This is a genomic window from Arthrobacter sp. 01N442 (assembly GCF_056399345.1).
On sequence record NZ_JBFTRD010000003.1, the window covers coordinates 282,652 to 301,881 of the forward strand.

Genomic DNA, 19,230 nt, shown 5'->3' on the forward strand with positions numbered 1-19,230 from the left:
GCGGCATAGAAATCCCTGCTGGAACTATCTTAGCCCGGCGAAGAAGTCCGATTCGGGCACGTCGGCGGGGACCCGGGACTGGATCAGCGAGTAGTCTTCCCACGGCCAGGTCTGCCGCTGCATCGCCGGGGACACGGCGAAGAAGAAGCCCTCCGGGTCGATCTGCGTCCGGTGCGAGCGCAGGGCGTCGTCGCGGGCCTCGAAGAAGTCACCGCACTCAATCTGGGTGGTGGTGGGGTGCGTGGGCGCGGGCGGGGTATGGCCCTCGGCGTCGGCCTCAAGCCAGGCCGCGAGCCGCTCGGCATACGGCGACTGCAGCCCGGCTTCCTCCAGGGCGTAGTGCAGGGCGCGGAAGCGTTCGGGGCTGAAGGCGCGGTCGTAGTAGAGCTTGCTCGGTTCCCAAGCCTCGCCGGTTCCGGGATAGCGTGCCGGATCCCCGGCGGCTTCGAAGGCCTCGACGGCGACCTTGTGGGCCATGATGTGGTCCGGGTGCGGATAGCCGCCATTCTCGTCATAGCTCAGGATGACCTGGGGTTTGAAGGCGCGGACCAGCCGGACCAGCGGGGCGGCGGCCCGCTCAAGCGGCAGCGTGGCGAAGGAACCGACCGGAAGCGGCGGCAACGGGTCGCCCTCGGGCAGGCCGGAGTCGACGAACCCCAGCCAGCGCTGGCGGATACCGAGAACCTTGGCCGCGTTGTCCATCTCCAGCCGCCGGGCGCCCGCCATGTCCCGCTTGGGATGCGGCGCACTCTCCATCGCCGGGTTCTGGATGTCGCCGCGGGAGCCGTCGGTGCAGGTGGCCACCATGACCTCCACGCCGGAGGCGGCGTACATGGCCATCGTCGCGGCACCCTTGCTGGACTCGTCGTCGGGGTGCGCGTGGACGGCGAGCAGCCGAAGCTTGGCTGACGGGCTGGGGGACGCTGTCATCGTTGGACGGCTCCTCTTTCTTCTCCGGGGTCGGTGCTGGGGGACGGAACGGCGGCGCGGAAATTCCCCTGCCCGATCCACACTAAACTGGACTGGTGACTTCCGAGGAGCAGCCTGCCGCGCCCACGCCGGCACCTACCAGCCTAGCCAATCGCTACGGCGGCCAAAAGCACGCGCTGGGCGGCAAGACCAAGCGGAACATCCTGATCGCTGCCCTGGCGGCCGGAATCGGCTTCATGGCCTGGATCTCGACCTCGGCGGCCACCGAATCCGTCAGCTTCAAGGACATCGGCTACAGCACCACCGACGCCACCGTGGCCGAGGCCGATTTCCAGGTCACCAAGAACCCGGCCACGGCCGCCAAGTGCGCGGTCAAGGCATTGGACTCCAAGTTTGCCGTCGTCGGCTGGAAAGTGGTCGACGTCGGCCCCAACGCCGCCGATGCTGGCGCCGACGGCGGCCGCACCACCGTGCACCGTGTCACGATCCGCACCGAGTCCCAGTCTGTGTCAGCGGTCGTCGACAACTGCTGGATTCCGGACGCCTCGAAGTAGCCACCGCACGTAACACGGTGTGATCTGCGCCGCAGCGGTTCTTGGGTTTATCCACAGCATTGACTACAATGGATCAATACCTCTACCCCGCTGAGCTGGTTGCTGAGATCCAAAAGTGGCCACCGTGGCGGGGTCTTTGCTTGTTTGACCAGCTTGTTTGACCATCAAAAGGAGAAGTCCGTGTCGACCACCAACAGCGCAACTGCAGCTTGGCTTACCCAGGAAGCTTTTGACCGCCTGAAGGCAGAGCTGGACCACCTCTCCGGCGCCGGCCGTGCAGACATCGTTCAGAAGATCGAAGCTGCCCGCCAGGAAGGCGACCTCAAGGAGAACGGCGGCTACCACGCGGCCAAGGAAGAACAGGGCAAGATCGAGGCCCGCATTCGCCAGCTGACCGTGCTGCTGCGCGACGCGCACGTGGGCGAGGCACCCGCCGACGACGGAATCGTCGAGCCGGGCATGCTTGTGGTCGCGAAGATCGCCGGGGACGAAGAGAAGTTCCTGCTGGGCTCGCGCGAAATCGCCGGCGACTCGGACCTGGACGTGTTCAGCGAGAAGTCCCCGCTGGGGTCCGCCATCGTCGGGCACAAGGAGGGCGACAAGCTCAGCTACACCGCTCCGAACGGCAAGGACATTGCGGTGGAGATCATCTCCGCCAAGCCGTACGTCGGCTAATAGCACCAGCGCCCGACGCCGGTCTCCCCTGCAATGGGGCGGCCGGCGTCGTCGTTTAACTTAGCGGCGCCGGCTGAGCAGCAGGGCCGCGATGACGCCGCCGGCGGCCCCGCCCAGGTGCGCCTGCCAGGAGACGTAGCCGGCCACGAAAGGGAGCATGCCAAAGAGGATGCCGCCGTAGGCCAAAAAGAGCACCACCGAGAGCAGGATCTGGCCCCAGTGGCGGTTGAAGAATCCCCGTACCAGCAGGAAGGCGAAGAGCCCGAAGACCAGCCCGGACGCTCCCACCGTGATGTTGTGCCCGCCGATCAGCCACACCAGCGCTCCCGAGCCCGCCCAACTGGAGGCCAGCGCCGTGGCGAACACGCGCACTCCGGACAGGAACACCAGGAACCCGAAGATGATCAGCGGAAGGGTGTTGGAGAGTAGATGCGCCAGGCTGGCGTGCAGCAACGGAAACGTCAGGATGTCCAGCAAGCCGTCGGCAGAGCGCGGCCGCAGCCCGAAGGTCGCGTTCAGCGAGTGCATCGTCAGGGAGTTGACGATCTCGATCGCGTAGAGCAGCAGCACGAAGGAGCCCACCACCAGCAGCCCCCGGCGGGCCCGGACGGCGGGCGTATCGCGGCGCTCCTGCTCGGATGCTTCGAGCACTGCGGCGCCCCTAGTGCACCACGATCGGCTGGAATCCCTCGGCCCGGAGCGCGCCAAGGACCTGCTCGCAGTGCTCGTGGCCCTTGGTTTCCAGGTTGACGGTGATGGAGACGTCGCCCATGCTGATCGAGCCGCCCACCCGGGTGTGGTCCAGTCCGGTGACGTTGGCATCGTTTTCGGCGATGATCCGGGCGATGGTCGCGAGCGAGCCGGGCCGGTCATCAAGCATCATCCGCACGGTCATGTAGCGCCCGGCGGCGGAGAGGCCGCGCTGGATGACCTTGAGCATCAGCATCGGGTCGATGTTGCCGCCGGAGAGCACGACGGCGGTGGTCCCGGGGTTCTCGATCTTGCCTTCCATCAGGGCTGCCACGCCCACGGCACCGGCCGGTTCGACCACCATCTTGGCCCGTTCCAGCAGGAAGATCAGTGCCCGGGCCAGGGCGTCCTCGCTGACCGTGACGACGTCGTCGACGAGTTCGCGGATGATGCTGAAGGGAAGCTGCCCCGGCCGGCCGACGGCGATGCCGTCCGCCATGGTGGAGACGCGCTTGAGCGGCACCAGGGCGTCCGCGGCGAGCGAGGGCGGGTAGGCGGCGGCGTTTTCGGCCTGCACGCCGATGATCCGGATCTCCCGGCCGAGTTCCTTGGCCCGTGCCTTCACGGCCACGGCGACGCCGGCCAGCAGCCCGCCGCCGCCGACGCCCATCAGGATGGTGTCAACGTGCGGGATCTGCTCGAGGATTTCCAGTCCCACGGTGCCCTGGCCGGCCACGACGTCGACGTCGTCGAAGGGGTGCACGAAGACGGCGCCCGTTTCGTCCGCGTAGCGTTTGGCCTCGGCGAGCGCCTCGTCGACGTTGTGGCCGTGCAGCACCACTTCGGCGCCGTGGCTGCGCGTCGCGGCGAGCTTGGGCAGGGCCACGCCCAGCGGCATGTAGATGCGGGCTTTGATGCCGAGGGCCTTCGCGGCCACGGCCACGCCCTGGGCGTGGTTGCCGGCCGAGGCCGCGACGACGCCGCGCTTCTTTTCTTCGGCGGAGAGCTTGGCCATCCGGACGTAGGCGCCACGGACCTTGAACGAACCGGCGCGCTGCAGGTTCTCGCACTTGAAGTAGACCTCGCCGCCGGCGAGGGCGCCGAGGGCCCGGGATGATTCCACCGGGGTCCGCGTAATAATCCCGTCGAGCAGCTTCTGCGCCTCCAGGACATCGTCCAGCGTGACGGGCAGGCTCTCGAGGGTATTCACGAACTAGTCTCCTTTGGGGGTTCCGGCGTCGGCGCCCGGAAGGTGGACCTCCCTGGCGCCCGGGTCCTCACCGGCACCGGCAAGCGCAGGGGCTCCCTGCGTGCTCGCGGCTGCCAGCTCTCCATCATGTTCCCACGTTCTGCCCGCAATGTAGCGAATGGCCGAGTTTGCTACGGCGAGGATCGGGACGGAGAACAGGGCCCCCGGGATGCCGGCCAGGTAGGAGCCGGCGGCGACGGACAGGATGACGGCGACGGGGTGGAGCGACACGGCCTTGCCCATCACCAGGGGCTGCAGGATGTGGCCCTCCAGCTGCTGGACCAGCAACACGATGCCCACCATGATGAGCGCGTTGACCAGGCCGTTGGCCACCAGGGCCAGCAGCACCGCGATGGCGCCGGTGACGAGGGCGCCGACCAGGGGAATGAACGAGCCGATGAAGACCAGCACGCCGAGCGGCAGGGCGAGCGGGACGCCGATGATCGCGGCGCCGACGCCGATGCCGAGGGCATCGACGAACGCGACGAACATCTGGATGCGGGTGTAGCTGACCATTGAGGTCCAGCCGCGCCGGCCGGCGCCGTTGACGGCGGGCCGGGCCTTGCGGGGCATCAGCCGGACCAGGAACTTCCAGATCCGTTCGCCTTCGAGCAGGAAGAAGATTGTGACGAACAGGGCGATCAGGAGTCCCGCGGCGAAGTGACCGGCGGTGCTGCCGAAGGTCAGGGCACCGCTGAGGATGCTGCTGCTGTTTTTCTGCAGCGCTGCGGTGGCGTCCTGGATGTAGGTGTCGATCTGGGCAGCCGTGAGGTGCAGCGGGCCGTCGGCGAGCCAGGTCTGGACCTGCTGGACGCCGGTGAGCGCCTGGCTCCAGAGCTCGCCGAAGCCGGCGGTGAGCTGGCGGCCGACCAGGGCGAGCGCGCCGACGATCACGCCAATGAATCCGAGCAGCGTGATGGCCACTGCCGCGCCGTTGGGAACCCGGCGCCTGCGCAGCCAGCGGGTGACGGGGCTGAGCAGCCCCGCCAGCAGCGCGGCCACCATCACCGGGATGATCAGGAAACTGATCTTGCTGAGCAGCCACACGAGGGCGCCGGTGACAAGCAGGATCAGGCCGATCCGCCACGCCCAGGACGCCGCGATCCGCACGCCGTAGGGGATGTCCTCGTCCAGTTCCCGGTCGCTGCAGGCACGGGTGGCCGTTCCTCCGGCCAGTTCACGGAGCGCAGCCTGGTCGGCCGCCGGGGAAGACTGCCCGGCGGGCGGGGCGGAGAGTTCGGGGTCGGCGTAGCCCGGCAGGGTGGCGTCGGGCACGGCCTGGTCGGAGCGGGCGTCATCAGCTGGCGTCATTACCCCATAATTCCCTAGCTTGGCTAGGAAAGGAAACGGGGACACGGCTGCGGTTCCGCCGCCTCCCGTCGTCGTGACGGGCGGCGGGTGCCGCTGGTCGGCGTGGGGCTAGGCGCCCAGCTCGGCGGTGATCCCCCAGCTCGTGGTGAACGTCTCCCCTGCCTGCAGCCAGCGCAGGCCGTCGCCGCTGTTGAAGGCGTTGGCCGGTCCCGTCATCGGCTCGAGCGCTACGGCCGTGGCGCGGCCAGGGAACTGATCGGTGACGAACACGTGGACGTAGCGGCAGTGCTCGTCCTGCCACAGGCTCACGCTGCGGCCGTCCGCGGCACGCAATGTGCTGCTCGCCTTGCCGCCGTCGAAATCCAGGTCCGTGTACGCGCAGTCCAGGTCCAGGTCCCCGGCCAGCCGGCCCGCCCGGAGATCGAATTCACCGGAGACCGGCTCGGTGCTGCGCGGAATCAGGCGCTCGTCCGTCACCAGCCGGGTGCGGCCGCTGACGCTCACGGTGAGCTCCTCGCTGGGCACCTCCCCCAGCCGAAGGTACGGGTGCGCGCCGAGGACGAACGGGGCCGGTTCCTGGGAGTCGTTAACCAGCGTCTGTTGCACGGTGAGCCCCAGGGCTTCATCCAGTTCATAGCGCACCCGGTGCCGCAACAGGAACGGGTAGCCGTGCTGCGGAAACACTGCCGCTTCAAGGGTCACGGAAAATTCCGATTCGTCCACCAGCTCGTAGGCAGCGTTCCGCAGCAACCCGTGGCTGGCGTTGTTTCTGGACACCTCGGTGATGTCGAGCTGCTGCTTCTTCCCCTTGAGGTACCAGACGCCGTCCTCCACGCGGTTTGCCCAGGGCACCAGGGTGATGCCCGTGGCGCCGGGCGGGATGTCGGCGTCCCCGTAGCTTTCGGTCAGCTGGGTGCCCGCGCGGCTGTAAAGCCGGAGGCCGGCGGCAAGTTCGGTCACCACGGCCAGGGCGTCGCCCCGGCGCAGTTCGTATTGCCTGCCGCTCGCGTAACGGCGGGCGGAGGACGCCACGCCGTCGGCTTCGGAGGCGACGGCGGCGGAAGGGGAAGCGGCGGTAGCTGGGAGGTCCATGGGCACCACGGTACCGAACAGCGCACCCGCCCGTACACGGCGGGGCTTTGCCGGAAACTCGTGAAGTCTGATCGAATGATGGGATGCGCGCCAACAGGACCACCCGCGGCACCCTTGCCGCCGGCCGACCATGAACATCCCACCGGGCACCGCTGAGCTTCGGTCGCGGTTCGAGGAGGCCTTCGGAGCCGCCCCCGACGGCGTCTGGCAGGCCCCCGGCCGGGTCAACCTGATCGGTGAACACACGGACTACAACGAGGGGTTCGTGCTGCCCTTCGCGATCGACCGGACCGCCCGGGTGGCCGTCCGGGTCCGGCCCGACTCCACGGTACGGATGCTGTCCACCTTCGGAAACCAGGGGCTGACCTCGGCGGACGCAGCCGCCCTGGACCCGGCCACGGCCAGGGGCTGGACCAAATATCCGCTGGGCGTGCTCTGGGCCCTGGAACAACGTGGGCTCACCGTCCCGGGCATGGACCTCCTGCTGGATTCCGATGTGCCGCGTGGAGCTGGGCTGTCCTCCTCGCATGCCATCGAATGCGCCGTCATCACGGCCGTCAACGATCTGACCGGTGCCGGGCTCGGCGCCGAGGACATGGTCCTTGCCACCCAGCGCGCGGAGAACGATTTTGTCGGGGCCCCCACCGGGATCATGGACCAGTCGGCCTCGCTCCGGGGCGCCGCGGGCCGGGCCGTGTTCCTGGACTGCCGCGACCAGAGCGTTCGGCTGGTGCCGTTCGACGCCGAGGCAGCCGGCCTGGTCCTGCTGGTAATCGACACCAAGGTGGCGCACTCGCACGCCGACGGCGGCTACGCGGCCCGGCGTGCCTCCTGCGAACTGGGCGCCGACGTCCTCGGCGTCCGGGCGCTGCGTGACGTCGGGGTCGGCGATCTCGAGGAAGCTGCCGGTCTGCTGGACAGGGAAACGTTCCATCGGGTGCGGCACGTCGTCACCGAAAACGAACGTGTGCTGCAGACCGTGGACCTCCTCGAGAGCGCCGGACCGCAGGCCATCGGCGCCCTGCTGGACGCCTCCCATGCCTCGATGCGGGACGACTTCGAGATCTCCTGCGCCGAATTGAACCTCGCCGTGGACACATCCCGTGCCGGCGGGGCCATCGGCGCACGGATGACCGGCGGCGGTTTTGGCGGCTCGGCCATCGCCCTTGTCCCGGCGGAAGCGGAGCAGCAGGTGCGCGCCGATGTCTCCCGGGCTTTCGCACGCGCCGGCTACGCGGCTCCGGACATCTTCTCGGTGCGGCCGGCGGCGGGAGCCATGCGGCTGGCCTGACGGCCGGGATTTGGCGTAACTAACGAAGCGGGCCCTGCCGGAAGGCAGGGCCCGCTTCGTCACTTACGCGGTGGAGCGGCGGCGGTTAGTCGTCGCCGCGGAGGATCGCCAGCAGGCGGATGATCTCAACGTAGAGCCAGACGAGGGTGACCGTGAGGCCGAACGCCGCGGTCCAGGAGAAGCGCTGCGGAGCGCCGCTGCGAACGCCGGCCTCGATGCTGGTGAAGTCCATGATCAGGGAGAACGCGGCCAGGCCGATCGCCAGCAGGCCGATGAAGACACCCAGCGGGATCCCGAAGATCTCCACCTGGGTACGCAGCCCGAACGGGGACTGCACGGCACCGGTCCACATCATCACCATGTTGATGAGCGCGAAGACGGCGTAACCGATCAAAGCGATCATGAAGAAGCGCATGGCCTTGGGGGTGGCCCGGACCTTGCCGCTCTTGAACAGCACCAGGGTAACGGCGAAGACGGAGAGCGTCCCGATCACGGCCTGGAGTCCGACGCCCGGGAACATCCCGTCGAGGATCCGGGTCAGGCCGCCGAGGAAGAAGCCCTCGAGGGCGGCGTAGGCCAGGATCAGCGCCGGCGAGGGCTGCTTCTTGAAGGTGTTGACCATGGCCAGCACAAAGCCGCCCAGCGCACCGACAATCATCAGCATGGAGGCCAGGCCCTGCGCCACCACGAGGGTGACGGCCGCGCCGGCGATCACCGCGGCGAGGCAGGCGGCCGTCTTCATAATGACGTCGTCAAAGGTCATCCGGCCGCTGTCGGCCGGTCCGGCGGCAGGGCGGTTGTACATGTCCTGCAGCTGGTCGCTGCTCATCGCCTGCTGCGCCGGGTTCCAGCCGGCCTGGGGCTGTCCATACTGGGGCTGGCCGTACTGGGGCTGGCCAAATTGGCCTTGGCCGTAGCCCTGCCCGTAGGGCGCGTGCGGGGCAGGCGGTGCCTGGGTGGCTCCACGGAAGTTCTTTCCGTTGAAGATCGGGTTTCCGCCAAGTGCCATTGCTGGTGTCCTCCAAATTAAGGGGGTAGATGATGATCGAACATGCGGATCGTTAAGACTCACGCTACCAATTCCCACGCCCGGCGGGCAGGGATAGTTCCCCGCGGGATCCGGCCGCAACGAAACCGTGACCTCGCGCAGCCGCCGGCCGGTGTCAGCCCCGGCGGGACCGGCTGTCCGGGAACTGTTTAGGAATCCTCGGGATCAACAAAAGTTTTCTTTAGCTTGGCTAAATCAGTCCACGACGCCGGCTTCACGGTTGTTACGCGATCGCGACGTTCTCCCTGCTCGCAGCGGCATTAGTTACCCCTCCCGGCCTGTAACATTGGCCCAACAGGGTGACGAACATCACAAGCACGAACCGCTCTATCGCATCGCAGTATCCGCTCTACCCCGTCCCCTGACCGTTCGCAGCGGTTGCAACGGCGCAACCCAGACCACCCCCATGTGGAGGTTTTCAATTTGAGAAGCACACCGAGAGGCCAGTCGCAGAGACGGCGCGGCAGAATGCTGAAAGCTGTGGGGGCCATTTTCGCCGCCGTGGCCGCCCTTCTGCTCATCGTCGCCCCGGCATCCCAGGCCGCGACCCCCTCGCCGACACCATCCCCGTCGAGCACCTCGTTCCAAAACAGCATCAGCGGCTTCCTGCGCGGCGATGACCGCGCCCCGCTCGCCGGCGTCACCATCACCGCCAAGAGCGGCGACTTCACTGGAACTACCAAGTCGGGTCCCAACGGTTCCTGGAACATCGGCGTCCCCACCCAGGGGACGTACGAGGTCGAACTGGACGTGAAGACGCTGCCCGAGGGCATCAAGCTTGCCGAGGGCCAGGAAAACCCTCGGAAAGTCACCTTCAGCCAGACGTCCAACCTCTCGGTGATCTTCGCCTTCGGCAAAGGCATCGTGGTCCAGCAGGAAGACTTCGGCCAGAACCTGCTTAACCGCCTGGTCGCGGGCCTGAGCTTCGGCCTGCTGCTGGCCCTCGCGTCGGTGGGACTGTCCCTCATCTTCGGCACCACCGGCCTGACCAACTTCGCGCACGGCGAGATGGTCACGCTCGGGGCCGTGCTGGTCTTCGGCTTCAACGCCATGAACCTGCCGTTCTGGCTCTCCATCATCCTCGCGCTCCTGGGCGGCGGTCTCTTCGGCTACGTCCAGGACGCCGGGCTGTGGAAGCCACTGCGGCGCCGCGGCACCGGCCTGGTCCCGATGATGATCGTGAGCATCGGCCTAGCCCTCGCCGTCCGCTACGTGATCCAGTTCTACTTCGGCGGCGCCACCCAGCAGCTGCCCTACGCCCAGAGCGCGGAAATCCAGATCGGGCCCGTCTCGATCTCGCCCAACAACCTCTGGTCCCTGCTCATCAGCGTCGTCGTCATCGCCGTCCTCGGTGTCGTGCTGCTCAAGACCCGGCTCGGCAAGGCAACCCGCGCGGTCGCCGACAACCCGGCACTGGCTGCGGCCTCCGGCATCGACGTCGACTCGGTCATCAGGATCGTCTGGGTCACCGGCGGCATGCTCGCCTCGCTCGGCGGCATTCTCTGGGCGTACTACCGTCCCGGCGTCACCTTCGACATGGGTTCGCAGATCCTGCTGCTCATCTTCGCCGGCGTGACCCTTGGCGGCCTCGGCACGGTCTGGGGCGCCCTGTTCGGATCCATCATTGTCGGCATCTTCGTGGAGCTGACCACCGTCTTCGGCCTCGCGGCCGACCTCAAGTACGTGGGAGCACTGTTCATCATGATCGTTGTCCTCTTGTTCCGGCCTCAGGGCATCCTGGGCCGCCGCGAGCGCGTGGGTTAGGAGACAGACATGGACTTCGGATTTATTCTTTCCAGCGCTGCCGGTGAGCTGTTCAGCCCGACGACGGCGGCGTACGCGCTTGCCGCACTCGGCCTGGCGGTCCACTTCGGCTACTCGGGCCTGCTGAACTTCGGCCAGGCCGGCTTCATGGCGGTGGGAGCCTACGGCTTCGCCATCTCCACCCTGACGTTGCACGTGCCGTTCTTCGTAGGCCTGCTGATCGCCGTCGTCTGCTCGGCGATCTTCGCCTTGCTGCTGGGCATCCCCACGCTCCGGCTGCGGGCCGACTACCTCGCCATCGTGACGATCGCGGCCGCGGAAATCGTCCGCTACATCGTCACCACCAACCAGCTCACCTCGGTGACCGGTTCCGCCAACGGCCTGGCCGCCTTCGAAGGCGACTTCTATGCCATGAACCCGTTCCCCGAAGGGTCCTACTTCGGGATGAACAACCGCGACTTCTTCATCCGCGTGGTCGGCTGGGCCCTGGTTGCGGTCTGCTGCCTGCTGGTCTGGCTCCTGATGCGCAGCCCGTGGGGCCGCGTCTTGAAGGGCATCCGCGAGGACGAGAACGCGGTCCGCTCGCTCGGCAAGAACGTCTACTCCTACAAGATGCAGGCCCTCGTGATCGGCGGCGTGCTCGGTGCCCTGGCGGGGATGGTCTTCACCCTCCCCCGCGGTGCGGTGCAGCCGGCCAACTACGGCACGGAGCTGACGTTCTTCCTCTACACCTGCCTGCTGCTCGGCGGCCTCGGTACGGTGCTGGGTCCGGTCGTCGGGGCAATGATCTTCTGGGTCGTGCTGTCCCTGACCCAGGGTGTGCTGTACGGCCTGATCGAATCGGGCGCCGTCACGTGGCTGAACACGGTCCAGGCCGGCCAGTTGCGCTACATCCTGGTCGGCATCGCGCTGATGCTGCTGATGATCTTCAGGCCTCAGGGCGTCTTCGGCAATAAGAAGGAGCTGGCGTTCGCATGAGCATGCACAGCGAAGAACCCACAACCGGCGCCGGCACCACCGGGGCCGCGGACACCATCGACTACATGACGGACACGCGTCCGATTGCGGCCGGGGAGATTGCCCCCGGCTGCAAGAAGCGCGACCCGATCGTGGTGGCGGAGAACGTCACCCGCAGCTTCGGCGGCATCAACGCCGTCGACGTCGAATACCTCGAGATCCCGCGGCACAAAATCACGGCCCTGATCGGCCCCAACGGGGCCGGCAAGACCACCCTGTTCAACCTGCTGACGGGTTTCGATACGCCCAACACGGGCAAATGGCAGTTCGAAGGGAACAGCCTTGCCGGCGTCTCTTCCTACAAGGTGGCCCGCATGGGCATGGTCCGCACCTTCCAGCTGACCAAGGTCATGGGCAAGCTCACCGTCATGGAGAACATGCGCCTGGGTGCCTCGAACCAGTCCGGCGAGAAGCTCTCCAAGGCCTTGTTCAGGGGCATCTGGGGCGGCCAGGAAAAGAAGATCACCGAAGAAGCCAACGTGCTGCTGGAGAAGTTCAAGCTCGACGCCAAGAAGGACGACTACGCGGCGTCCCTCTCCGGCGGCCAGCGCAAGCTCCTCGAGATGGCACGTTCACTGATGGTCCGGCCGAAGCTCGTGATGCTGGACGAACCGATGGCAGGCGTCAACCCGGCGCTCACCCAGTCCCTGCTGGACCACATCAAGAACCTCAAGGCCGAGGGCATGACCGTGTTGTTCGTCGAGCACGACATGCACATGGTCCGCCACATCGCCGACTGGGTCGTGGTGATGGCCGAGGGCAAGATCGTGGCCGAAGGGCCGCCCGCTGAAGTCATGAAGAACCCGGCCGTGATCGACGCCTACCTGGGCGCCCACCACGACGTGGATCTAGGCGACTCGGAGGGCATCAAAGTGCTCGCCGCCGAACTTGAGGCCGACGACGAATCAATCATCGGCACCGAGAACGCCGGCATCATCTCCACCGACGTCATCGCGGCGGAGACGTCCGGGAGCGAGACCGCCAACGGTGCGGCGCACGGCCGGCGCAGCGCCGAGGAGCCGCACCGCGCTGAGCCGAACCGGACAGAGCCGAACCGGACAGAGAAGGACACAGAATGAGCGCCACGAGTGCGGCAGCCGCCGCAAAGAACGCCTACGAGGGCGATTCGGTCGTCAAGGTCACCGACCTCGTAGCCGGGTACATCCCGGGTGTGAACATCCTCAACGGCTGCAGCATCGAGGCCCGCAAGGGTGAGCTGATCGGCATCATCGGTCCCAACGGCGCCGGCAAGTCGACCCTGCTGAAGGCCATGTTCGGCCTCGTCAAGGTCCACTCCGGCTCCGTGGTGGTCCGCGGCCAGGACATCACCGGGCTGAAGGCGAACAAGCTGGTCAGCCGGGGCGTCGGCTTCGTCCCGCAGACCAACAACGTCTTTGCGGCCCTGACCATCGAGGAAAACCTCCAGATGGGGATGTTCCAGCGGCCGAAGGACTTCGCCGAGAGGTTCGACTTCGTCGCGGAACTGTTCCCGGAGTTGGCCAAGCGACGGGCCCAGCGCGCCGGATCGCTTTCCGGCGGCGAACGCCAGATGGTCGCCATGGGACGTGCCCTGATGATGGACCCGGCAGTGCTGCTGCTGGACGAGCCCTCGGCAGGCCTCTCCCCCGTCAAGCAGGACGAAACCTTCCTGCGGGTGCACGAGATCAACCGCGCCGGCGTCTCAGTGATCATGGTGGAGCAGAACGCGCGCCGCTGCCTGCAGATCTGCGACCGCGGCTACGTCCTGGACCAGGGCAAGGATGCGTACACGGGAACCGGCCGGGAACTCATGAAGGATCCCAAGGTCATCCAGCTGTACCTGGGCACCCTCGCCGACACGGTCGAGTAGTCCCCCAGCGTTGCCCTGAAGGGCCGTCACCTCACCGGTGGCGGCCCTTCTGCGTGCCCGGACGCGGCTGGGTTTGAGGTCATCCGGGCTCCCCCGCCCCGGACGGCCGCCTAGCCTTCGGAGCGACTTCGGCCACCCGTAAACCTGAAGTAACACAGATCACATTTAAGTTGATCGCCCGCTGCCCCGAGTTTTATCCTTGTTTGTGAGGTCATGCAGACGGCCTTCTTCATCTTCACTCAGAGGAAGACTTCTGTGACCACTAAGCTCTCCGTCACCGTCGCCGTAAACCTGGATCTCACCTCCGTCACCATCAGCGTGGCCGGCCTGCTCAGCAGCCAAAACGTTGGAGGGCTGCTGGCCGTCGTCAAGCGGGCCGAACGCATACTCCCCGACTTCACCGTCCGGCTGGACCTTGAGCATTTGCGCTCAGCGGCCCCGGAAGCCCTCCACCTTCTGCGGCAAGGCGCTACGGTACTGACCGCCGACGCAGCCGGGGTCTTCAACACGGCCGCCCGCCGCCGCGAATCGCGGTTGGCGGCGTGAGCGGCCGGGCTGTCGCCGCGCCCCTTAGCTCGCCACCTGCGCTCTGCCCCGCTGTTGGAAACGGCGTCATGCGGCGCGGAAACCCATAAGCTACCGCGGGGATGGCCCACACGAAAAGACGCATTGGGGGTGGGCCATACCCGCGGCATACCCGGTCTCAGGAGCCTGCGCTCGTCCGCCGGCTCGGGGGCGCCGCCCGGAGACGCAGTCAGTCCTCGTGGGAATGCGGCGCCCGGGCCCGGCCAGGAGGCTGCAAGGTAAGGTCGTTGGCGGCCGAAGCCAGCACGTCCCGTTCCCGCTCCGGCAAGGGTCCCGCGTCCGCCAGATACTTCAGGACCGAGGTGAGCTCGGCTCTTCCGCCCAGGCTGACGAAGTGGATCCACAGGACCAGGGGGTTGATCCCCAGCTCCTTCACTACTGCGGCGGTCAAAGCCTGTTGATCATTTTCCTGCATCGAAGCCCCTCCCTGACAGGCACGCCCACAGCCGGGCAAGGCCTTTGGAGGTGGTTCGTGGACCGCCCAGCCGAAGATGGGTCTCTGTCGGGTGTCGCAAGGCAACGTTTGTACAGCGGGGCCGTGTCACCCGCCGTCGGCGCTTCGGCCGGCCTTCAGACGGCCACTCCGGCGCTGGACATGGAAGGGCCGGGCGGCTGTATTGGGGGACCATCCGCCCGGCCCACTTCAAATTATTCGGCATCGGCGGCCAGCTTGTCGAGTATATTTTTCTCTTCGGTAGGGGCCGCGGAGCCGGTGGCGACCGATGCTCAACCGGACGCGGCCGAGGCCCCAACGCAAGAGACCCCCGTCCGGAACGGACGGGGGTCTCTTGATTGTCTGGGAAGCGGCCTTTAGAGCTTGCCGAATTCTTCCTTGACGGGCTTGTAGCTGTTGTCATCCTGGTACTCGTAGATGCCGATGTAGGCTTCCGTCGGGTCGCCGGCGTCGGAGAACGTTACGGGGCCGGACTGGCCGTCGTAGTCGATGTCCTTGCCGTTGCGGAGCAGGGTGACGCAGGAGGCGAAGTTGTTGCACTTCTCGCCGCCCTCAGAGACATCCTTGAGGTGCTTGGCGATGTCCACGCCCTTGGTGCTCTTGGCTTCCTCAGCCGCGAGTGCGATCAGGTTCACGGCGTCGTAGGACTCGCCTGCGTAGCTGTAATCCTTGAGCGCCGGATCGATCGCGAGGAGCTTCTTCTTGAAGTCATCCTTGGCGAAGGTGCCCGGGATGGTGCCCTGGGCGCCCTTCAGGGTGCCAGGCTTGAAGTCCTTGCTGTAGTCGGACATGTTGCCGTCCACCATGAAGATCTGGGTGGGCTTGACGCCCTTGCCCGTCATGAGCGGAACGATGCTCTTGGCCTGGTCAAAGGTGATCAGGGCGATGGCATCCGGCTTGGCCGCGAGGACCTTGTCCACCTGGCTGCTGAACTGGGAATCGCCTTCGTTGAAGAGCTCTTCCGCGACAACCTTGCCGCCGGCGGCCTCCACCGAGGACTTGATGTTCTTGGCGAGACCCGTGCCGTAAGCGTCGTTCAATACGATCATGCCAACGGTCTGGGCGCCACAGGTGGCCATGTAGTTGCCGAGAACCTTGCCCTGCAGGACGTCCGAGGGAGCGGTACGCCAGTAGAGGCCCTTGTCATCCCAGGTGGTGAAGTCCGGCGAGGTGTTGGCCGGCGAGAACTGGATGACGCCGGCGCCCGTGATCTGGTTGATCACGGTCTTGGAGACGCCCGAAGAGGCGGCACCGATGATGGCGCTGACGCCCTGGCCGAGCAAAGCGGTGGTGGACTGCGTCGCGATGTCCGTCTTGGTGTCACCGGAGTCGCGGTGGATGACCTGGACGGGCCTGCCCAGGACGCCCCCGGCGTCGTTGACTTCCTTGATGCCCAGGTTCACGCCCGCGATTTCGGGCGGGCCGAGGAAGGCCAGGGAACCGGTCGTCGGCAACAGCGAGCCGATCTTGAGCGGGGTGTCCGTGGTGGTCGAGGACGCGGGCACGGAGCCAGCCGCGCTGGCCGAGCTGGTGGCGCCGCCGGTTGCGCTCGGGGCCGGGCACGCGATGCCTGCGGCCTGGGCGGATGCCGATCCGCTGGACGCCGGCGCGGTGGACGAACCGCCACAAGCCGTAGCCAGAAGGGCGACGCCGAGGCTAAGCACTGTGAGCTTAGCAATGCGCGGCGCCGCCTGGGGGAGTGAAGTCATAGAGAAATCTCCTCGATCTAAAGGTGTGCGAACGGCCTTTGATGCGAAAGATCAGGTGTTCCTGATTTAGATTCAAGCTAATGCAATTTCCGCCCGAACATAAGTGACTACGGTCACATCCTTATAACACTCGTTGCATAGAGGAAATCAGCCTGTGGCCAGGACGGTGTGATTGGCGCCACGGCGGGCCGGGAGGCCACTTTGGTGGCTACCACTGCCCTGGGGCGCGCGGCGTTCCCCGGGGCCGCGGACGGCAATTGTGGCGCGCGGCGCGGCAATTATGAAGTGCCCCAGCAGGGACTCGAACCCTGAACACGCGGATTTTAAGTCCGCTGCCTCTGCCAATTGGGCTACTGGGGCGCCCGCTACATGGTATCCCGCCGGAGGTTGTTCCGCCGGAGGGCCCCTAGGACGCGACGGCCGGGGCGTCGAAGGGCTTGGCATACCGGAACGTGCCGCTGACCCCGCCCGGCCAGAGCGCCAGGGGCAGCAGCTGGAAGTGCTCGCCCCAGGACGGATCCGGTGCCTGCACGCCGAGCGACGTGGAGGGCACGAAGCCAAACCGTGCGTAGTACTCCGGGCTGCCGAGCAGTGCGATGCCCCGCTCCCCCGCAGCATTCGCCCGGTCGATGGTTTCCTTCATCAGCGCCGATCCGATTCCATGCCGCTGCAGCCGTGGCAGCACCCCGATCGGGCCGAGGCCCAGGAGCTCCAGCTCCCCCGCCCAGCCCCGGGTGCTGATGACGTGTCCCACCACCTCGCCGTCGAGCTCGGCGACGATGCTGAAGTCAGGCAGGTACTCCCCGCACTCGAAAAGCCGGGCCAGAAGCTCCACTTCTTCCGGCTCCCCCTCAACCCGCTCGCCGGTCACCGGCGAGATGGCGAACGCCGCCGCGGTCAGGGCCAGGAGCGCCGGCCGGTCCACCGGCTGTTCGCTCCGCAGCACCAGCGTGGGCGCGGGCGACGGCCCACCGCCGTTGGCGGTGCGGCTCTCGGCGGAAAGTTCGTGGAGCACCTCGAGCGCACGCTCGGCGTCGGCCACCGGGACCAACAGGTGGTCGTGGTGGAAACCGGCCAGCACATTGCAGCTGATCTTGGCCTCGGTCAGGGCGGCACTGACCGCAGCCGTCAGCCCGATGGCTTCAAGCGGTGAGTGCACCTGCAGGGTGATCCACGCGGCCACGAAGTCGTACTTGAGGCCCAGGTCATCGGCATCGGCCCGCGGCAGCACCACGGTCAGCCCCTCGGCTTCACGGACCGCGGCCGCAATGTGTCCGGCCAGGGGTTTGCCGTGCGGCCACAGCGCGTAGACGTATTCGCCCTCGCGGATCACCGGCCGCATGGTCGCGAGCAGCGTGAGCAGGTCCTTTTCGGCGGGAGTCATGGGCCCAGTCTAGGCAGGTCGGCCAGCCATCCGGCCAATCCGCCCAACATTCCAGGCAGCGGCCAGCGGCGGCACCAACGACGACGGCGGCCGCTCCCCTGCGAGGGGAACGGCCGCCGTCGTCGTGCTGCTGTGCGCTACTTGGAGTTAACCGGGGCAGCTTCCTTAGCGGGTGCCTCGGCCGGCTTTTCGACAGCCGGAGCGGCCGGAGCCGCTGCGGGCTTCGGGGCCGGCGTCGCCGCGGCCACGAAGGCGCCGCGGGGGTTGTCCAGGTCCATCAGCTGGGTGGTGTCGCGGCCCAGGAAGAGCTGCCAGAACCAGCCGGAGATCACGCGGATCTTGCGCTCGACCGTCGGCATGGCCAGGCCGTGGTAACCGCGGTGCGCGAGCCAGGCCAGCGGGCCCCTGAGGCCGATGCGGCCGACCAGGTTGATGTTGGCGACGCCCTTCCATTCACCGAAGCCAGCGACGGCGCCCAGGTTCTTGTGCTTGTAGTCCTTGAGCTCCTTGTCCCAGCGAGAGGCCCACAGGTTCTTGGCGAGCCGCTTGGCCTGGCGCAGCGCGTGCTGGGCGTTCGGGACGCAGGTGCCGTCCGGCAGGCCGCTGCCGGTGAGGTCCGGCACGGCCGCGATGTCGCCGGCGGCCCAGGCGTTCTCGACGATGCCTTCGTCGCCGGAGATGCGCAGGTCCGGGAGGACGCGGACACGGCCGCGGGGTTCGAGCGGGAAGTCGGTGGAGCGGACCATCGGGTTGGCCTGCACGCCGGCAGTCCAGACCAGGGTGTCGGATTCGAATTCCTGCGCCGGGGTCTTGTCCGGCAGGTTGATGAGCTTGAGCGAACCCTCGGCGCTGTCTAGCGAGGTGTTGAGCAGCACCTCGATGCCGCGGCTGCGCAGGTGCTCGACGACCCACTCGGCCTGCTTGGCCGTGACCTCGGGCATGATGCGGCCCATGGCTTCAACCAGGACGAAGCGGACTTCTTCCTGCTTGACGCGCGGGTTGTTCTTGACCGCGGCGCGGGCCAGGTCTTCCATTTCGGTGATGCACTCGATGCCGGCGAAGCCGCCGCCGACGACGACGAACGTCAGGGCGCGGGCGCGTTCGACCGGGTCGGTCATGAGCGAACCGGTCTCGATGCGCTCAAGGACACCGTTGCGCAGGGCGACGGCTTCCTCGATCGTCTTGAGGCCGATGCCCTTCTCCGCGAGGCCCTTGATCGGGAACGTGCGGGTGATCGCACCGGCGGCCAGCACGACGTCGAAGTAGGGGATCTCGAAGTTTTCCCCGCCGTCGGTCGGTGCCACCACGGCCGTGCGGTTCTCGTGGTCGATCGAGAGGACGCGGCCCTCGATCAATTCGGCCTGCTTCAGGTGCTGGCGGTGTGAGACCACGGCGTGACGCGCCTCAATGTTGCCGCCGGCTACCTCCGGGAGGAAGGGCTGGTAGGTCATGTAGGGCAGCGGATCAACGACGGTGACGATGCCACCGGCGTTCGCGATCTTCTTCTGCAGTTTGAGGGCTACGTACAGGCCGACGTACCCGCCGCCGACGACGAGTACCCTGGGACGGTCCTGGAGCTGAGGAGTGGATGCCATGGATCCAGAATACCGTAGTTTGTGAAAAACTTC

Annotated in this window: 18 protein-coding genes and 1 tRNA gene; 8 read left to right on the top strand and 11 right to left on the bottom strand. The window is 67.0% G+C overall.

Annotation, left to right across the window (positions count from 1 at the left end):
- Nucleotides 1–24: 24 nt before the first annotated feature.
- Entirely contained in the window at nt 25–930 is a 906-nt protein-coding gene (gene mca, locus AC1DNC_RS06920) for a mycothiol conjugate amidase Mca (protein ID WP_476861815.1), read from the bottom strand.
- Nucleotides 931–1,025: 95 nt separating this feature from the next.
- Between mca and AC1DNC_RS06925 the strand changes: the two genes are divergently transcribed.
- Nucleotides 1,026–1,484, top strand: coding sequence for a DUF4307 domain-containing protein (locus AC1DNC_RS06925; protein ID WP_476861816.1), 459 nt, complete (start codon nt 1,026–1,028; stop codon nt 1,482–1,484).
- Nucleotides 1,485–1,664: 180 nt separating this feature from the next.
- A complete protein-coding gene (greA, locus tag AC1DNC_RS06930; protein ID WP_476861817.1) occupies nt 1,665–2,159 on the top strand; it encodes a transcription elongation factor GreA in 495 nt (164 codons plus the stop codon).
- Nucleotides 2,160–2,219: 60 nt separating this feature from the next.
- Here greA and AC1DNC_RS06935 read toward each other — a convergent pair whose 3' ends face one another.
- The 4 genes from AC1DNC_RS06935 to AC1DNC_RS06950 all read right to left on the bottom strand — a co-directional run bounded on the left by AC1DNC_RS06935 (nt 2,220) and on the right by AC1DNC_RS06950 (nt 6,501).
- Nucleotides 2,220–2,810, bottom strand: coding sequence for a rhomboid family intramembrane serine protease (locus AC1DNC_RS06935; RefSeq protein ID WP_476861818.1), 591 nt, complete (start codon nt 2,808–2,810; stop codon nt 2,220–2,222).
- A 10-nt stretch (nt 2,811–2,820) separates the two neighbouring features.
- Nucleotides 2,821–4,059 carry a threonine ammonia-lyase gene (gene ilvA / locus AC1DNC_RS06940; RefSeq protein WP_476861819.1) on the bottom strand — a complete coding sequence of 413 codons (1,239 nt, stop codon included), beginning with the start codon at nt 4,057–4,059 and terminating at the stop codon, nt 2,821–2,823.
- Between the two features lie 3 nt (nt 4,060–4,062).
- Nucleotides 4,063–5,409, bottom strand: coding sequence for an AI-2E family transporter (locus tag AC1DNC_RS06945; RefSeq protein ID WP_476861820.1), 1,347 nt, complete (start codon nt 5,407–5,409; stop codon nt 4,063–4,065).
- A 108-nt stretch (nt 5,410–5,517) separates the two neighbouring features.
- On the bottom strand, nt 5,518–6,501 hold the full coding sequence (locus tag AC1DNC_RS06950; RefSeq protein WP_476861821.1) for an aldose 1-epimerase family protein: 984 nt from the start codon (nt 6,499–6,501) through the stop codon (nt 5,518–5,520).
- Between the two features lie 130 nt (nt 6,502–6,631).
- On the opposite strand from AC1DNC_RS06950, the gene galK reads away from it, so the two are divergent.
- Entirely contained in the window at nt 6,632–7,792 is a 1,161-nt protein-coding gene (gene galK, locus AC1DNC_RS06955) for a galactokinase (protein WP_476861822.1), read from the top strand.
- An 85-nt stretch (nt 7,793–7,877) separates the two neighbouring features.
- On the opposite strand, the gene AC1DNC_RS06960 is transcribed toward galK, so the two are convergent.
- Nucleotides 7,878–8,801, bottom strand: coding sequence for a Bax inhibitor-1/YccA family protein (locus AC1DNC_RS06960; RefSeq protein ID WP_476861823.1), 924 nt, complete (start codon nt 8,799–8,801; stop codon nt 7,878–7,880).
- Nucleotides 8,802–9,308: 507 nt separating this feature from the next.
- On the opposite strand from AC1DNC_RS06960, the gene AC1DNC_RS06965 reads away from it, so the two are divergent.
- The 5 genes from AC1DNC_RS06965 to AC1DNC_RS06985 all read left to right on the top strand — a co-directional run bounded on the left by AC1DNC_RS06965 (nt 9,309) and on the right by AC1DNC_RS06985 (nt 14,016).
- The gene (locus AC1DNC_RS06965; RefSeq protein WP_476861824.1) at nt 9,309–10,604 is read left to right on the top strand and encodes a branched-chain amino acid ABC transporter permease; all 1,296 of its coding nucleotides are present in this window, start codon (nt 9,309–9,311) and stop codon (nt 10,602–10,604) included.
- Between the two features lie 9 nt (nt 10,605–10,613).
- Nucleotides 10,614–11,582, top strand: coding sequence for a branched-chain amino acid ABC transporter permease (locus tag AC1DNC_RS06970; protein WP_476861825.1), 969 nt, complete (start codon nt 10,614–10,616; stop codon nt 11,580–11,582).
- Complete coding sequence (locus AC1DNC_RS06975; RefSeq protein ID WP_476861826.1) at nt 11,579–12,700, top strand: ABC transporter ATP-binding protein; 1,122 nt, start codon at nt 11,579–11,581, stop codon at nt 12,698–12,700. Before AC1DNC_RS06970 ends, AC1DNC_RS06975 begins: the two co-directional genes overlap by 4 nt.
- Complete coding sequence (locus AC1DNC_RS06980; protein ID WP_476861827.1) at nt 12,697–13,470, top strand: ABC transporter ATP-binding protein; 774 nt, start codon at nt 12,697–12,699, stop codon at nt 13,468–13,470. Before AC1DNC_RS06975 ends, AC1DNC_RS06980 begins: the two co-directional genes overlap by 4 nt.
- Before the next feature lie 255 nt (nt 13,471–13,725).
- Nucleotides 13,726–14,016: a hypothetical protein gene (locus AC1DNC_RS06985; RefSeq protein ID WP_476861828.1), complete on the top strand. Its 291-nt coding sequence runs from the start codon at nt 13,726–13,728 to the stop codon at nt 14,014–14,016.
- 208 nt (nt 14,017–14,224) lie between these two features.
- Here the strand turns inward: AC1DNC_RS06985 and AC1DNC_RS06990 are convergent, their stop codons facing one another.
- The 5 genes from AC1DNC_RS06990 to AC1DNC_RS07010 form a co-directional block, all read right to left on the bottom strand.
- Nucleotides 14,225–14,470, bottom strand: coding sequence for a hypothetical protein (locus tag AC1DNC_RS06990; RefSeq protein ID WP_476861829.1), 246 nt, complete (start codon nt 14,468–14,470; stop codon nt 14,225–14,227).
- A 395-nt stretch (nt 14,471–14,865) separates the two neighbouring features.
- Nucleotides 14,866–16,218 carry an ABC transporter substrate-binding protein gene (locus AC1DNC_RS06995; RefSeq protein ID WP_476861830.1) on the bottom strand — a complete coding sequence of 451 codons (1,353 nt, stop codon included), beginning with the start codon at nt 16,216–16,218 and terminating at the stop codon, nt 14,866–14,868.
- Between the two features lie 286 nt (nt 16,219–16,504).
- Nucleotides 16,505–16,578, bottom strand: a tRNA-Leu gene (locus AC1DNC_RS07000).
- Nucleotides 16,579–16,624: 46 nt separating this feature from the next.
- The gene (locus AC1DNC_RS07005; protein WP_476861831.1) at nt 16,625–17,602 is read right to left on the bottom strand and encodes an N-acetyltransferase; all 978 of its coding nucleotides are present in this window, start codon (nt 17,600–17,602) and stop codon (nt 16,625–16,627) included.
- A 137-nt stretch (nt 17,603–17,739) separates the two neighbouring features.
- Complete coding sequence (locus AC1DNC_RS07010) at nt 17,740–19,197, bottom strand: NAD(P)/FAD-dependent oxidoreductase (RefSeq protein ID WP_476861832.1); 1,458 nt, start codon at nt 19,195–19,197, stop codon at nt 17,740–17,742.
- Nucleotides 19,198–19,230: the final 33 nt, after the last annotated feature.

Coding starts and splice junctions, on each gene's coding strand:
- mca (WP_476861815.1), bottom strand. CDS start 930: ATGACAGCGTCCCCCAGCCCGTCAGCCAAGCTTCGGCTGCTCGCCGTC.
- AC1DNC_RS06945 (WP_476861820.1), bottom strand. CDS start 5,409: ATGACGCCAGCTGATGACGCCCGCTCCGACCAGGCCGTGCCCGACGCC.
- AC1DNC_RS06950 (WP_476861821.1), bottom strand. CDS start 6,501: ATGGACCTCCCAGCTACCGCCGCTTCCCCTTCCGCCGCCGTCGCCTCC.
- galK (WP_476861822.1), top strand. CDS start 6,632: ATGAACATCCCACCGGGCACCGCTGAGCTTCGGTCGCGGTTCGAGGAG.
- AC1DNC_RS06960 (WP_476861823.1), bottom strand. CDS start 8,801: ATGGCACTTGGCGGAAACCCGATCTTCAACGGAAAGAACTTCCGTGGA.
- AC1DNC_RS06965 (WP_476861824.1), top strand. CDS start 9,309: ATGCTGAAAGCTGTGGGGGCCATTTTCGCCGCCGTGGCCGCCCTTCTG.
- AC1DNC_RS06970 (WP_476861825.1), top strand. CDS start 10,614: ATGGACTTCGGATTTATTCTTTCCAGCGCTGCCGGTGAGCTGTTCAGC.
- AC1DNC_RS06975 (WP_476861826.1), top strand. CDS start 11,579: ATGAGCATGCACAGCGAAGAACCCACAACCGGCGCCGGCACCACCGGG.
- AC1DNC_RS06980 (WP_476861827.1), top strand. CDS start 12,697: ATGAGCGCCACGAGTGCGGCAGCCGCCGCAAAGAACGCCTACGAGGGC.
- AC1DNC_RS06990 (WP_476861829.1), bottom strand. CDS start 14,470: ATGCAGGAAAATGATCAACAGGCTTTGACCGCCGCAGTAGTGAAGGAG.
- AC1DNC_RS06995 (WP_476861830.1), bottom strand. CDS start 16,218: ATGACTTCACTCCCCCAGGCGGCGCCGCGCATTGCTAAGCTCACAGTG.
- AC1DNC_RS07005 (WP_476861831.1), bottom strand. CDS start 17,602: ATGACTCCCGCCGAAAAGGACCTGCTCACGCTGCTCGCGACCATGCGG.
- AC1DNC_RS07010 (WP_476861832.1), bottom strand. CDS start 19,197: ATGGCATCCACTCCTCAGCTCCAGGACCGTCCCAGGGTACTCGTCGTC.